The following is a 14,562-nucleotide window of genomic DNA, read 5'->3' on the forward strand; positions in this document are numbered from 1 at the left end:
CGTCATGACCGGTCTCCAATTGCAGAAAGGCTGTAATGACCTGATGCTCCTAAGCCCGTGACGCGGGCGAGCTCGCTCAAGCGGCGTTCGGCGCCGCGGCCGCTGAGCACCGCGATCACGTTGATTGTTTCGGCGATAAGCGGCCGGGGGACTGTGACGACAGCTTCCTGGACCAGCTGCTCGAGTCGGCGTAGCGCCCCGAGCGCCGTTCCGGCATGGATCGTGCCGATTCCGCCCGGATGTCCTGTGCTCCAGGCCTTGAGCAAATCGAGCGCCTCGGCTCCGCGCACCTCACCAATGGGAATTCGATCGGGGCGCAGACGAAGCGACGAACGGACCAGGTCGGACAGCGAGATCAAGCCGTCCTTCGTGCGGAGCGCCACGAGATTTGGCGCCAAGCACTGAAGCTCGCGCGTATCTTCGATGAGAACGACACGGTCAGTCGTTTTAGCCACCTCGGCGAGAAGGGCATTGGTCAGCGTCGTCTTGCCGGTCGAGGTGCCGCCGGCGACCAGAATGTTCTTGCGTGCGCAAACTGCATCCCTCAATCCACCGGCCTGATCCGGCGTCATGACACCCACTGCGACGTAATCCTCGAGGCTGAACACGGCGACCGCCGGCTTTCGGATCGCAAATGTTGGCGCAGCAACAACCGGCGGCAGCAGGCCCTCAAAGCGCTCCCCCGTCTCGGGCAGCTCGGCAGAAATCCGTGGGCTCCCGGGATGAACCTCGGCACCTACGTAGTGAGCCACCACGCGGATGATTCGCTCTCCGTCAGGGAGGGATATGTTCTTGCCAGTATCCGTAAGGCCGCTCGACAGTCGGTCGATCCACAGTCGGCCATCGGGATTGAGCATCACCTCGACGATTGCCGGATCTTCCAAAAACCCTGCGATGGCGGGCCCCAACGCGGTACGCAGCATACGCGCTCCGCGCAAGTTCGCTTCTGAATCAAAAGAATGGATCGCCACGATTTGCCCCAAGCTGCTGAGGCCGCTTCGGCGCCCTCATCTGAAGGCAAATAAAAGATAGATCGTGTGTTACCGCAACAAAGGGAATATGCCGTTCGTAGTCTAGCGTAGAGAAAGGAACATTTGAAACGAGCGCCGGCTTGACGCGCCGACCCCTCGACGGCGAGGCGAGAAATCAGCAATGACCAATGATCCGGAGCTTACTATTTTTACGCCTCTCCCGGTCGCCGTGTTTGCTCAGGCCCCGTTGCTTCTCCTGAACCACTGTCGCTCCCTCGCGTGGGCACGATTGAGCTCCCGCTTTTTGAGGAAGCTCAAACCCGGGATAATGAACCACATCAGCCGGCGGGCTGCCGCAGGCACTAATGCCGACGCTGGTCTGGTGCACCACCGTGATCGTAATGACCCTGCACCATTCCCCCTGGAATCCGGCTGGCCCAGTACTGCACGAGGCTTGCCAACGCAGAATGCAGGCATTCAAGAGTGATTTCTAGTCCGCAATGGGCGAGCTGAGATCGCAGATCTACTTGAGCTGCGCGTGTAGCGAGACATGGTCGAGTTCACCTTCCCACCACGACACAAACACCGCGGCAATACCGTTCCCGATGATGTTGGTAAGTGCGCGCACCTCGCTCATGAACTTGTCGATCGAGAATACGATCGCGATGCCCGGGACGAGGTCAGGACTGACCACGGTCAACGTTGCGGCCAGGGTGACGAACCCGGCACCGGTAACACCACTTGCGCCCTTCGAGGTGAGCATCGCCACAACGAGTATCGTGAGCTGCTGGCCGAAGTCGAGATCGACCCCGAGCGCCTGCGCGATGAACAAGGTCGCCAGCGTCATGTAAATGTTGGTCCCATCCAAATTGAAAGAGTATCCTGTCGGCACCACCAGACCGACGACCGGCTTGGAACAGCCCAGCCGTTCGAGTTTTTCCATCAACTGCGGCAGCGCGCTTTCGGACGACGACGTTCCGAGCACGATCAGTAGTTCATCCTTGATGTAGACGATGAACTTTAGAATAGAAAAACCGACCAAGCGCGCGACCAGGCCAAGCACAATGATCACGAAGAGCCCGGCTGTCACGTAGAACAGCGCAACCAAGCCGATGAGTTTACCGAGCGCGGATGGTCCGAATTCGCCGATAGTGTAGGCCATGGCGCCGAACGCCCCGATTGGCGCTGCCTTCATTACGATCCTAATGACACCAAACACCGCGTGTGCAGCATCGTCGACCAGACTGCGCATCCGCTCACCCCGCTCGCCAAGCGCCATCAGCGAGAACCCGAATAGGATGGCAAACAGCAGCACCTGTAGCACGTCGCCTCGGGCCAGAGCGCCAACTACGCTATCCGGAATAATATTGAGGAGGAAATCGACCGCGTTCTGCCCCTCCGCTCTTTTGACGTAGTTGGCTACCGCCGCGGCATCAGCCCTGGGAGCGAGCCCATGGCCGGCCTGAACGAGATTGCCCATCACGAGACCCAGGATCAGCGCGAAGGTCGACACGATCTCGAAGTAAAGCAGCGCCTTGACGCCGACTCGGCCGACCTTTCGGGCATCCTGAACATGCGCAATTCCGGACACAACAGTGCAGAAGATGATCGGCGCGATCACCATTTTGATCAGCTTGATGAATCCGTCACCAAGCGCTTTGACCCAGCTGTTCGTCCCCACAGCAGGCCACAACCAGCCAACGAGAACGCCAATCAGGATCGCGATGAGTACCTGGATATAAAGAACCTTGTACCAGGGGCCAGATGGCTGGAACAGGGCGGCGGCTTTGACAGAGCGGCGCTGGCGGTGATTGTGCATCACGCTCGACCCGCCGCCGTGGTACCAAAGAGGGGTGACAATGAAGGCCCGGCTTCGCTCAGTGTTCCCTTAGCGCGGCGACAGGGCACTGACCGTTTTAAACAACCCCGTCCGTTGCCACGGTTTGCCGCCTCTCCCGAATGGGTTTGCAGCCAACGCGAAACGAAGTGCTGAATTCCTTCTGAAACCAGCGGTAAAAACTTGAGAAAGCTTCCTTGAGAGTTGGAATGCATCAGCGTCACCACCCATTTCAATCTTTTTTGGTTGTTCGAAGATGCCACCAGCATCTTATAAGACGCCACCTTTAGCAGGCGGCGACCACTCTTCACCTGGACGGGCATTCGCGCCGCTATCGCGCCGGATCGGGACGTACGTTGAAGAAACATTCACCGTAAAGAACTTGTGGCGGTGCGGCTCGCCTGCGTTCACCCCTCACTCGTCCTACCCTCACTTCAGGTGAATGCCCCGACATTCCCAATGGCATCAACTTCGATCGCAAAACCACAAGGGCCGAGAAGACATGGCCAGCAGCATTGCTCACGCTGCCTCCCTTGGCGATCCCGGTTGCGGCTTTTCGGGAGATGTGTTTTGCGGTGTCGAACAACACTCCTCATTACAGAGCTTCTCACTCCTGTAGCTCGCCAAGGCCTGGAGGGAGCACTGCACGAGATCCCGTTTCGCTACATCCGAGGCAGGCGCTGCATCCAGCCATTTCAGCGCCACCTCGACCAATTCGATCGCGCGATCCCTGTTACCGGTCTCGTAATAGTACTGAGCGACCGCCCCGTACGAGAGAAACTTCGCGCCCTCGCTTCCTTGGGGCGGATTCGCCGCCAGGATGTGTTCGGAGAGGTCCCTGCCCATGGCAAAACGCTCGGCATGTGGGAAACCGGAGTAGTCTTTCGCGGGATCGAAAAGTTGGCGGATGGCCACGCTCATCCAAACCACGGATTTCTTGTCGATCGCATCGCGAACCAATTGGCGCAATACCGCCAGGCCGGTCCGCATGTCGCGTATCTTGTGAAGCAACAATTCCGCATGAAGCCCACGGAAGGTGACATCGTCCGGCATCGCAGCGAGCGCCTCCTCAACCCCTGAAAGGGCTGCCGCCCAATCCTTACTATTCATGGCGGCTTCAAGTCTGGCAAAGATCGGCTCCACCAGCGCTCGCTTCTGCGATAGTTCGCGCTTTCTGCGTCGACCCGTGGTTATCCTCTCCGCATCCAGGGCTTTGGCTTCGTCGCTCAATGCCCAGGAGCCGTTCAGAATTTTGGGCAACGCGTTATCGAGTTGCGTCGGATGGCCGATAAAGGCGAAGCGGCCGTCACGATCGACCACGAATGACGAGGGAATCCCGACAGAAAAGCTGGGATCCATCCAAAGCTTGTTCATTTCGCCGGAGTAGTCGAATGCGATCGCGAAGTTCAGAGTTGGCAAGCTCTTCGTCAACCAAGCGTCCAAGCTGGCTCGCGCTTCATCTGCCGTCGAAGCTTGTTCGTGAGCCGCGATGCCCACCACCTCAACTCCGTTGCTCCTGTATTTGCTTTGCAGGATCACCAAATTCAGCATCGAGGCGATACATGGTCCGCACCACGTCGCGCAAAACTCGATGATGTATACTTTCCCAGGTTCGAACTTTGTAACGGGCTGGCCACGTAGCCAGTCCTCAACTTTGATGGAGGGAGCCGGCGAACCGACTCTCAGCACCTTCTCCGCACCGACTTGACTTGCGCTCTCAGTCACACTGGTCATTGCTCAAATTCGCTTTACCTGGCTCTGCGGAGACAACAACAGCAAGTCGCATGCCAGCCAGCACTCATTGATATTACGCATTTTTCGTATCATTCCTGTCGACCTTGCGACGCATGTCGCATATCCGACCAGCTGTTTGGAGCTTCTCAGGCAATCAGCCGGCCGGGCGTTATTGACGCGCCTGTAGACCGACGAGGCGGGAAGTCAGGCAGAAGGCCGAGTTCACCACTCCACATCTTGATCGGTTTCCAGGATAACCATTTCGGCGCTTGGGATCATGACGTGAACTGACCTGCTTTGGCCCGTCGACTTGCGCTTGACGACGATTTCAGACTTCCAATTCAACTCTTTGAGCCAAGGGGCGATGAACCAGACCAGGGCGACCAGCTGCAGCACAACATTGATACTGAACGCCGTCTGATACGCGATTGAGGGGTAGTGTCCGTTCTTTACCGGCCATTGCTCGAGAATTAGCCCCGTCCCGTACTGAACGAGGAAAGCCCACCCGAAATGCAGAACGTTGAGCACGCCGTTTGCGCGCGCGATCAGTTGGGCCGGGAAGTAATCTCCGATGATCGCGTAGCTGAGGACGATTGCTGATCCGACCACCGCCACAATGATCCACGACGGTATCGACGGGAATGGCGGATGCAATATCAGCGCGAGTTCGGCTGCAATGAACACAGCAGCTATAATTGCGAGCAACGTTTCAATGTTCTTGCCATGCCGGCGCAGCGAATCGGCGACCACGCCGAGCAGCAATGCGCCAATGCTTAGGGCTATCGTCATAACGAGCAATTGTGTGACAAGGCTTGTTCGATCCAACCCTTCCACATCGCTCAGCCAGGACGCTGCCCACAAGGACTGCAGGGCCCACGCGGACCCGATACATGTTGAAGAAATCGGCGCAATTCTCCAGAACCGCCCATCCGTATAGACGGTCTTCAGGCTGACTGTCCCTGGAGGGATCTTCGCAGTTGCCTCATGCTCTGGAACCAAAAAATAGATCGAAGCGGCCGCGGAGGCACTGGATGCGGCAAGCAGCTCAAATAGACTGCGCCAGCCTATCCAGTTAAGCAATGCCTCGGCTGGTGCGGTTGCCGTTACCGCGCCCAGTGCACCCAGCATGATCATACAGCCGTTGATGAGCGCCACGCGCTCTCTCGGAAACCAGAGCACGACTGTTTTCAGGCCAGACATGAGGGAAGCTGCGGTGCCGAATGCTATCATCGCCCGAGCAATCAGAAGCGACAGAAATCCACTCGATAATCCGAAAAGCGCAGCGCCCGCGGCAGCTAGCAGCAAGAGCGCACCCTGGACTCGGCGCGGACCGAAGCGATCCAAGAGCATGCCCATCGGAATCTGGCTGCCGGTAACGACCAGAAAGTAGATCGAGCCCAACAGCCCCAAATCGGCCGTACCAAGCTCAAATTCCGAGGCGAGGCGGCCACAAATGAGCGTGTTGATCATCCGAAACAGGTAGGAAAGATAATATCCCGCGGCAAAGGGAAGGAACACGCAAGAGATGATCCGCCAGCTCCAACGCCGGCTAACCGGCCTCTCGCCTGATATCAGCCCCGCGGCATCGCTTCGCGTGTTGCTCGGAACGCGGCCACTGGCTTTAACACAAGGCGTTTGGCAGCTGTCGAAAGTTGATATTGCTGCCGCCCTCCTCGGCGACAGCACACGCTTCTGAGTTTTCACCTACCACGGCCACACAGTGGGGTTCTTCTTCAACTGGCGCTCGTGGAAGGGCGCGTGACGCTCCAATGCCCATTTCAGACCCGGATCGGCTGGAATTTCCCGAGCGATCAATTGCCTCCTGCAGCAGGGGTCGGCCAAACCGTACGCGACGATCGACCTGCTCGGCAAACGCCTTGAAGCGCTCGAGCCCGAGTACGCACGCCTCGTCTTGCTTGGATGGCGGCATCGGCGGCGTCAGCGTGAGGTGGTATCGCGCATGGAGAGCCACTATTTCCGCGATCATCGCGATGTCCGTCCGCAGACTGAGCACCTGCTCATTCGTTCGCTCGATCGCCTCGTAAACAAGACCCTCTGTAGGCGGCGCCGGATCCAGGAAGCGCTCAAGAGCCGCCTCGACGACTACGCTCTTGCCCATACCAGGGCGGTCAGTCGCGGCTTGGAGTCGCTGGAGAATGCACTCAGAAAGTTGAATTGTTATCCTTCTGGTCTGCTGAGGTTCGCTTGGACTCGGCTGCGCGTCCACCTCAGCTTCATTCCGACTTGAGCTCGGTTCTCCCCAGCGCTCGCCGCTAATCTGCATACTCCAGCTTCCTTCTCTCTGCGACTGCACACCGCCCGCGCTTGCACGCGCGTGATCTGGATGTTCGGTCGAAACGGATGAATCGCCCTGCGATGACGCACCACAAAAGGGCTGAGACCGCATGCCGCTTCAACCGCGGGGACATTCTGGTCGCAGTCTGGCGTATCGAAAGAAAGAAGCGGCGGATTCCTAAAGACCAGCGCCAGACCTCTTGTAGCCTCTGGTCCCTCTGGACAGCCAGGTCGCCGACAGACGAGCGATTTCGCGGACGGTGCGTGCACCCTTACTTGAAATCGACAAAATTACCGATCCAAAAAGAGGCGCAGGCGCAATCTAGATGGCGCCCTTGTGCCCCCGACGTCGCGAACGACCCCCGCGGACGCACCGGCGTTATTCCCTGTGGGGGTGATGCGCCTCATATGAAGCGCACCAGCTCATGCGCGCGACCAAATACACCTGCGCCTCACCGATTTCCGGCATGCATCACCAGCGTGCGATTTGACTTACAACCGTTCGCGTGCCGCGCGTCGAGTCCAGCCCACGCCGTTGAAACGTTTCTGCTGGCCCGGTGCGACCACTCACTTGTCAGGAGGGCTCAGGGGAACTGTACGGCTGCAGACGTAGCGCTCGTTGTGCCCGTCCTCGCCAGCCAGGAGATTCATCGGTCCCCCCGCACTCCGGGCATCGCTTCCGGATCCGATGGAGGACTGACATGTGAATTGCCCCTGCCGACGGCGAGCTTACTTGCGCCAGATCGGCTGCTATAGGCTCGTCGCAGAATATTCTGCGATAGGCCCACTCTGCTCGCCCGCCTCGACGTCGCAGCCGTCGATGTACTTAAGCGCAATCCTGGTAGCGTTGGGTGAGGGCACATCATGGATGTCGCGTTCTCCAGGAGCTTTGCACAGCGGGCCCGCGATCTGGCCGATAAGGCCGACCCGTTCACGCGAAAGCGGCTTCTGGTGGTGGCCGAGAAATACGATGCTAAGCTGGGCAAACATTCGCCGGCCAGCCGCAATCTTCAACGCACGCTGCGGCTGCCCCGCACCGTGCCAGCCGTGAGCGTCATCTCCGATGCTGGCGAAGCTTGACGAGGAGCGCCGGCAGCAGGTCGACTGCGACGCTGCAGCGGCAGCAAGCATCACCCCTCCAAGGCGCTGGATTTTCCAGGGACGATACGCGAACTACACCGGGAAAAGGATGCGCACCCAAACCGGAGTGAGCATGCCGGATGTCACCCGTCGACCGCCCTCACCGCACTGCGGCGCCGAGCAGCTTGCCGGTGGAGGCATTCACGAAATGGACCGAGGAGCATGCCGGACAAAGGACCAGCAGATGAGTATCGGGACCGATCTGCTCCAGTCCCGTCAGCAGTTGCTGCACGTTCATGCCTGTGCGCGGGCACCTGAAAAGTACTGATTGCTCCATCCGGCCAGCATAGGCCTGGATACTGCGCCCTGAAACTGCGGTTGTTTACTGAGAGCGTACCGGCGCCTTCCGGAGCACCGTGCGGCGGCAGTTATGAATCTTCATCGCGTCTGGAGGCTGGGTCCGGATCGTTGAGCCGCAAGCGTGGGCACCTTCTTGGCGAGCAATCTGGTTTTATCGTCCTCCATGAAATTCCTAACCCGAATGGGCGCTCGTGTTGCGCAGGATGCTGGATGCCCTTGCATGGAGATCACCGTAGCTTGAGTGCGCGTTCACCTTCAGCCGCCAGCTTCCCCGGCGAGGATCGCCTGGATCTGATCCAACCGCCGTTGGGCGCCACTCGGAAAGACCTGCCATGACGAGCCGTCTCGAGCTGACGATGTGGTCTCCCGATATGAGCGGATCCTCATCGAGGCAACATCCAGATCTCGAGGCGGGGCGCTGCAAGGATGGGCGATGCGGCGGTCAGCGTAACTGTTCGAACACCTGAAGCGAACTTGCCGCTGCAGTGACCAGGTGCGCTGTAGGCTGAAGGTCATTGGCGAGGCTCCGCAGCTGGTCATTTCTCCAATAGAGAATCGGTCTGGATCATGCCGAGCGGCCCGCATGGCCCTGCTGCAAACTAGCTCTTTCTCTTTGCGCACGTGACTCTCGGGCGATTACCTTCGGCCGTTCGGGTCGAAGCGGGGATGCGCCATCTCCGGCTCGGGCGGGGAGGACCAAAACCTCTCAAGAGGCGTCCGCAGCACGGTCCTCGCGGTGAAGGCCGGTAGCCGCCACGCTCCTGGGAGGAACAATCCGTTCATGGACGTGCGAAGAAGGTGTCCGGTCGATCAGGAGGCTGATCAGTTCAGGGCGACTGTAGTGACCGCTTGCATCCATCACTCTCTTGCGCCCGTCGATTTCGATAAAGTCGAGATCGGCAATCACCTCTCCTTCACCTTCCTTCAGGGGCTCGCCTATCAATTGACCATCGGGGGCAACGATAGCGGTGAAGCAACCGCCCGAAATCGGAGCGATAGCAGCGCCCGTGTCGTTGGCAATTTGGGCTTGTTGGTCGGCGTTGAGCCATGCGGTTGCGCTGACGACGAAGCAGGCCGATTCAAGGGCATGCTGTCGGGTGCTCACCTCCGTTTGCTGGGAGAAAAGAGGGCCGAAGATCGAGCCGGGGTACATCGCGGAGTGGATCTGCTCGCCATCGGCAATCAAGGCGTATCTTGCCAGCGGGAGATAATGTTCCCAGCACGCAAGCTGGCCGATCCGGCCGACGGCGCTGTCTACGGCGCGAAGGCCGGCACCGTCGCCCTGGCCCCAGACCATCCGCTCATGATAGGTGGGGGTGATCTTGCGGCGACGCTGGATCAGCGTGCCGTCCGCATCGAACAGGAGCTGAGTGTTATAGATCGATCCTCCGTCCCGCTCGTTGGCGCCGACGGAAACGACCATTTGGGCGTCCTTGGCGGCATCGCCGATCGCATGCGTCTCCGCAGAGGGTACCGTAAGGGATTGCTCAAGCAGCCTCTGATGCTCCTTGGCAAGCGTGAAGGGCGGCTGGACGAACGAGAAATACGGGTAGTAGGGAATGATGGTCTCGGGAAACGTGGCGAAACGCACCCCCTTCTTGCCCAATTCGCGAATCTTTTTGGTGATCTTCTCGACTGTCCCCTCTCGGCTGTACAACACGGGGCTGATCTGTACGGCGGCTGCCTTGACGATTTTTCTCATTCTCTTCTTCTGCTCATTGTGAGTATCCGAGCGTTGCACTGCAACTGGTGTAGAGGACGACGGATGACTCTCACGGGGGCTCTTCGAGCCCATCGGGGCTTGTTGGACTCAGGGCTGTGGGCGTCTGCCATCGACAGCCACGTCGATGCCGGTGATGTAGGATGCGTCGCCCAAAGCGAGGAAGCTCACGCGCCGCTATCTTCCGTGGCTTACCGAAGTGTTTCGCGGGTATCTGCTCCAGCAGCACCGTTCCGCGTTCTTGCACGCTGCCCTCGGTAATGCCGATCTTCCTAAACAGCGGGCTTTCGATGACGCCCGAGCTCTTGGCGTTTACCCGAACGCTTCGGCGGATCAGTTGGGCGCCAAGCGCTCGCGTCAAGTTGCATAGTGCGGCCTTGGATGCCGATACGGCCGATGTTCCCGCGATTCTGACCTGATCGGACAAAGAAGCCGTGAAGCCGATCGCGTTTAGCTTGCGCGCGGGAGGCAACGCGTTCTGAACATTGAAATAGGATCTACGGAAATTGACTCTTAAGACGTCAAAGCTGTCCTGCGTTGTATCCGCGAGCGAGCCGAGTTTCGCGATTTCGGCATTGGCATTGAATTGCGCTATCATAGTTTCGCGCATTCCTTCGAAGCGCCAGCCCGAAAAGCGGCAATAGCCAAGCCTCGCTGTCCAGATAGCTGCGCAATGCCCTGCAGGACTTTGGCTCATGACGCGTTTTCCGCGTCGCTTGGCTTATGAATCGAGGGATAAGGCTTTCTGCGTACTGTGTCGGTAGTCGCGTCGGCTACTGCCGTAGTCGAATCGTGCGCCATCATGTAGTACGTGGTGAAGTGGCCGCTCTTGCTGGCGATCTTACCATTCTTGCGAGTGACGTTGCCCTTCTCACGTTTGGTGATCAGCTTCATCTTGCACCGCTTGGCGATCAGGGGCATCGGGACAAGCTTCCATCCCGTGGCCTTGCGCAACTCTGCTTGTGTAACGCCGTCTTGTCGTGAGGCGAGAGAGCGGATCAGATTGATCTTGGTGTGAGGATGCTTGGCCATCGTCGCCATCCGGGGGAATTGGGCCTCATTCAAACGGCTCCAAGCCAATGTGCTTCTCGTGGCCCAGTTGTCCCTTCCATCGAAAAGGGACGATTTAGTTCCGTTCCTTTGGAATTGTGGAAACACATTGCAGGCGATCTCAGGCGTTGCCTGATCGCAAATCTGACGGAAACGGATAACGTCGCACCAGTTTGCTGAAGTGTGGGGCAGTGCAAGTTCTCGCATTTTTCGACAGCATGTTCGCATAGTAAGACCGTACAACGTGGATTGCTAACACAGAGGACCTGCGACGCAATCCGCAAAAACTGGTAGGGCAACCATTCAGAAGACCTTCCGGAACTCTGGAGAGGCTTCCGCTTGCTCAAGCAAGCAGCGTTACTCCATTGAGCGGCAGCTCGGATGGAGGCCGGACGTCAACTCGCCTCAGATTTCAGCATTCATGTCATGCGGCCTGCTACCCTCAGTTATCTGCCGTCGGTCCCGATCTAACGCGCTCGCTCCGTTCGATTTGGCTCTATCGTTGTTTGCGGGCCGAAATGGACTCGGCGCGAGCACCCTCGCAAATCCCCTTGTAGTCCTGCATCGCCCGCGCGCTCGGCGGTTGTTGAATTACTCTGGAATTGCGGCGTTCAAATCCAAGCTCACCTCTTTCAGAACGGTTGATCCGCTGGAAAGCCTTCGGCCAAGCGCTTCAACGAATCGATCATAACGTTCGGCGCCTTTGGCGCGAGCGGCTGGACTGGATTGTTCTGGTAATGCCGGCACCGATGTCAACCAGAAGCGAATGAACAGGGCGAGCGTCTCGAGCGTGATGCTGTCATTGCGTTCGAGACGCTCGAGCAGCCGTGCGATCCGATCCAGCCGCTTGGCAATAGCCGCCTCGCGTCGGTCGGAATCGTCAGGCGAAAGAAATGACGTGATCGCGGCCTCTGCGACCAGCGACTTGGGCTGGCTACGACGCTCCGCGAAGACATCAAGGGTTCTGAATGTCTGCGGATCAAGGTAGACACTGAGCTGAATCTTTTTCACGGATTTGGTCCACTCAGAGGTCCATGCCATCGTCAGGGTCGAGGCTGGTCGCGCGCGCTAATCCCTGCATTGCGCGGCTTAGCGCTTGCGCCTGGACCGCATCTGCGTCGGGCTCATCGGGACCAGCATCGAACTCATGTTCCGCGAGCGGTGCCTTGATTTCGATCTCCTCGTGCTGCGGCAATTCTGGCTCGCGCCGCAGCCCCCCATTCGGATCGCCACGCTTTCGCTGCCGAGGCGCAAGCAGTTCGATCGAGGGCGCAGGGCTTGGGTGCCCTGACCAGTCCTCATCCGGGCGCGAGGACAAGAGAATTGTTCCTGTTCTAGCGGGCTTGAAGATTCGCTTCTGAAATTGCGGGTCCTCATAGTAACGAACCTTGGTGGCACGCAGCGGATGGAGGCCCGACACCATCACAATCGCCTCTTTCGATGAGAGCTGCATGACTTCGCCGGGCGTCAGGAGCGGACGGGACGTCTCTTGGCGGCTCACCATCAAGTGTCCAAGCCAGGGGCTTAAGCGATGCCCGGCATAGTTTTTCATGGCGCGCAGTTCGGTCGCGGTCCCCAGCGCATCCGAGACGCGCTTAGCGGTGCGCTCGTCATTCGTGGAGAAGGCGATCCGGATGTGACAATTGTCGAGGATCGCGTGGTTCGGCCCATAGGCGCGTTCTAATTGATTCAAGCTCTGAGTGATCAGGAAACTGCGAATGCCATAGCCCGCCATGAAGGCAAGCTGACTCTCGAAAAAATCGAGGCGGCCAAGGGCTGCAAACTCGTCCAGCATCAGGAGGAGCTTTTGACGGCGCCGGTCGGGATCCAGGCTCTCGGTCAGGCGCCGTCCGATCTGATTGAGGATGAGCCGCATCAGGGGTTTTGTGCGGACGATGTCGGATGGCGGCACGACGAGATAGAGTGAAACGGGCTGCGGTCTGTCGACGAGATCGCGAATGCGCCAATCGCTCCGCGCGGTGACCTTAGCGACGACCGGATCGCGATAAAGCCCCAAGAAGCTCATTGTGGTCGACAGCACGCCCGACCGCTCGTTCTCGCTCTTGTTGAGCAGCTCTCGCGCAGCTGAAGCGACGACGGGATGAACGCGATCACCAAGATGAGGGGTCGCAAGCATCGCATTCAGCGTGGCCTCGATCGGGCGGCACGGGTCCGAAAGGAATCTGGCAACCCCGGCAAGTGTCTTGTCAGCTTCAGCGTAGAGGACATGCAGGATAGCGCCGACGAGCAGAGAATGGCTGGTTTTTTCCCAATGATTGCGGCGCTCGAGCGCCCCTTCGGGATCGACCAGGATATCCGCGACATTTTGCGCGTCTCGTACTTCGCAATCACCACGGCGAATCTCAAGAAGGGGATTGTAGGCGGCGCTTGCCGCGTTTGTCGGATCGAACATGAGTACATCTCCAAGGTGCGCGCGCCACCCCGAGGTCAACTGGAAATTCTCACCCTTGATATCGTGGACGATCACCGAACGCGGCCAGGTCAAAAGAGTCGGAACGACCAGGCCGACTCCCTTACCCGAACGGGTAGGCGCGAAGCAGAGCACGTGCTCCGGCCCATCATGGCGAAGATATCGACTATCGAAACGCCCGAGCACAAGGCCATCGTTGCCTAGCAACCCCGCCCGTTTGACCTCGCGCGTATCGGCCCAACGCGCTGATCCGTAAGTCGTGACATCGCGAGCCTCATGCGCGCGCAAGACCGAAAGCACCATTGCTGCGGCGATTGCCGCGATCCCACCGCTCCCGGCAATGGCGCCCCCCTGGAGGAATATCGTGGGCGCGTAAGCGTCGAATTCAAACCACCAGATGAAGAAGGCAAACGGCTGGTACACGGGCCAGGCCCCTAATCTGAACCAGGCCGGTCCAAGCTGCGGCTGGAACGCAAGCTGACAAGCGGTCCATTCGGTCGCTGCCCACACGAAGGTGAGCGCGATTAGGCAAACCAGGATCACCTGATGCCATATGATTTTTGTCGCAGACATGGCTTGCCGATATCGACACCATCGACCTGTTGGCCACAATCAGAGGCTTATGCGTCTCGTAGTCGCGCGCGCCCTGGCGGAGGGATCGGCGGGTCAGATCGGCAAGCCGCGTTTGGGCCGAAAAAGATCCCTCGCGTAGAACAGGCCACCTCAAAGCACCGTCCCAAGCAGCTTCGCGTGATAGGCGCTTGGATGATGCGACAATCAACTCGTACCGTGCTGCCGCTCGAGGCGAACCGGCCGGCCTTCGCGAAGCGAGGCTCCGGGTTATAGATGCCCGGAAGGCTAGCTCGCGCCTGCCCTAAGCTCTCCGTCAAGTGCGCACGATCAAGAGAGAGTGCGGCGTGCCACAACGCGTTGTCGATGAGGCGGGCGTTCCCGGATTAAATCGGCGGGAGGCGGGGCTCGCGGAGTACAAGAATCATGCGGGGAGCGTCCCGGCAGGAGCTTATTTCCGATGGGACGACATTGCCGGGCCGACGGTCATCTAGATACTCCCGCACATCGGTAC

Annotated in this window: 12 protein-coding genes; 1 reads left to right on the forward strand and 11 read right to left on the reverse strand. The window is 59.0% G+C overall.

Going from position 1 to position 14,562, the window contains the following annotated elements; translation table 11 throughout:
* Positions 1–2: 2 nt before the first annotated feature.
* The 5 genes from trbB to IVA80_RS32090 form a co-directional block, all read right to left on the reverse strand.
* The gene (gene trbB, locus IVA80_RS32070) at positions 3–923 is read right to left on the reverse strand and encodes a P-type conjugative transfer ATPase TrbB (protein ID WP_247438920.1); all 921 of its coding nucleotides are present in this window, start codon (positions 921–923) and stop codon (positions 3–5) included.
* Positions 924–1,494: 571 nt separating this feature from the next.
* Positions 1,495–2,790 carry a C4-dicarboxylate transporter DctA gene (gene dctA / locus IVA80_RS32075; RefSeq protein WP_247438977.1) on the reverse strand — a complete coding sequence of 432 codons (1,296 nt, stop codon included), beginning with the start codon at positions 2,788–2,790 and terminating at the stop codon, positions 1,495–1,497.
* Between the two features lie 537 nt (positions 2,791–3,327).
* On the reverse strand, positions 3,328–4,542 hold the full coding sequence (locus IVA80_RS32080; protein ID WP_247438922.1) for a TlpA disulfide reductase family protein: 1,215 nt from the start codon (positions 4,540–4,542) through the stop codon (positions 3,328–3,330).
* A gap of 222 nt (positions 4,543–4,764) precedes the next feature.
* Positions 4,765–6,060, reverse strand: coding sequence for an MFS transporter (locus IVA80_RS32085; protein WP_346348045.1), 1,296 nt, complete (start codon positions 6,058–6,060; stop codon positions 4,765–4,767).
* Between the two features lie 103 nt (positions 6,061–6,163).
* Positions 6,164–6,661: a hypothetical protein gene (locus IVA80_RS32090; RefSeq protein ID WP_247438924.1), complete on the reverse strand. Its 498-nt coding sequence runs from the start codon at positions 6,659–6,661 to the stop codon at positions 6,164–6,166.
* 1,040 nt (positions 6,662–7,701) lie between these two features.
* On the opposite strand from IVA80_RS32090, the gene IVA80_RS32095 reads away from it, so the two are divergent.
* The gene (locus IVA80_RS32095) at positions 7,702–7,917 is read left to right on the forward strand and encodes a hypothetical protein (protein WP_247438926.1); all 216 of its coding nucleotides are present in this window, start codon (positions 7,702–7,704) and stop codon (positions 7,915–7,917) included.
* Positions 7,918–8,077: 160 nt separating this feature from the next.
* Here IVA80_RS32095 and IVA80_RS32100 read toward each other — a convergent pair whose 3' ends face one another.
* From IVA80_RS32100 to IVA80_RS32125, 6 genes are all read right to left on the reverse strand, one after another.
* Positions 8,078–8,215 carry a hypothetical protein gene (locus IVA80_RS32100; protein WP_247438927.1) on the reverse strand — a complete coding sequence of 46 codons (138 nt, stop codon included), beginning with the start codon at positions 8,213–8,215 and terminating at the stop codon, positions 8,078–8,080.
* A gap of 768 nt (positions 8,216–8,983) precedes the next feature.
* Positions 8,984–9,979 (reverse strand): nitrilase-related carbon-nitrogen hydrolase, encoded by a 996-nt coding sequence (locus tag IVA80_RS32105; RefSeq protein ID WP_247438928.1) that lies wholly within the window; start codon positions 9,977–9,979, stop codon positions 8,984–8,986.
* 70 nt (positions 9,980–10,049) lie between these two features.
* Positions 10,050–10,694 (reverse strand): SDR family oxidoreductase, encoded by a 645-nt coding sequence (locus tag IVA80_RS32110; RefSeq protein WP_247438929.1) that lies wholly within the window; start codon positions 10,692–10,694, stop codon positions 10,050–10,052.
* Positions 10,691–11,029, reverse strand: coding sequence for a hypothetical protein (locus IVA80_RS32115; protein WP_247438930.1), 339 nt, complete (start codon positions 11,027–11,029; stop codon positions 10,691–10,693). The genes IVA80_RS32110 and IVA80_RS32115 overlap by 4 nt, the downstream gene beginning before the upstream one ends.
* Before the next feature lie 609 nt (positions 11,030–11,638).
* Positions 11,639–12,058: a CopG family transcriptional regulator gene (locus IVA80_RS32120; RefSeq protein ID WP_247438931.1), complete on the reverse strand. Its 420-nt coding sequence runs from the start codon at positions 12,056–12,058 to the stop codon at positions 11,639–11,641.
* Between the two features lie 13 nt (positions 12,059–12,071).
* Positions 12,072–14,051: a conjugal transfer protein TraG gene (locus IVA80_RS32125; RefSeq protein ID WP_247438932.1), complete on the reverse strand. Its 1,980-nt coding sequence runs from the start codon at positions 14,049–14,051 to the stop codon at positions 12,072–12,074.
* Positions 14,052–14,562 lie beyond the last annotated feature (511 nt).

Origin of the sequence: Bradyrhizobium sp. 139 (genome assembly GCF_023074175.1) — a bacterium.
Lineage (GTDB): Bacteria > Pseudomonadota > Alphaproteobacteria > Rhizobiales > Xanthobacteraceae > Bradyrhizobium.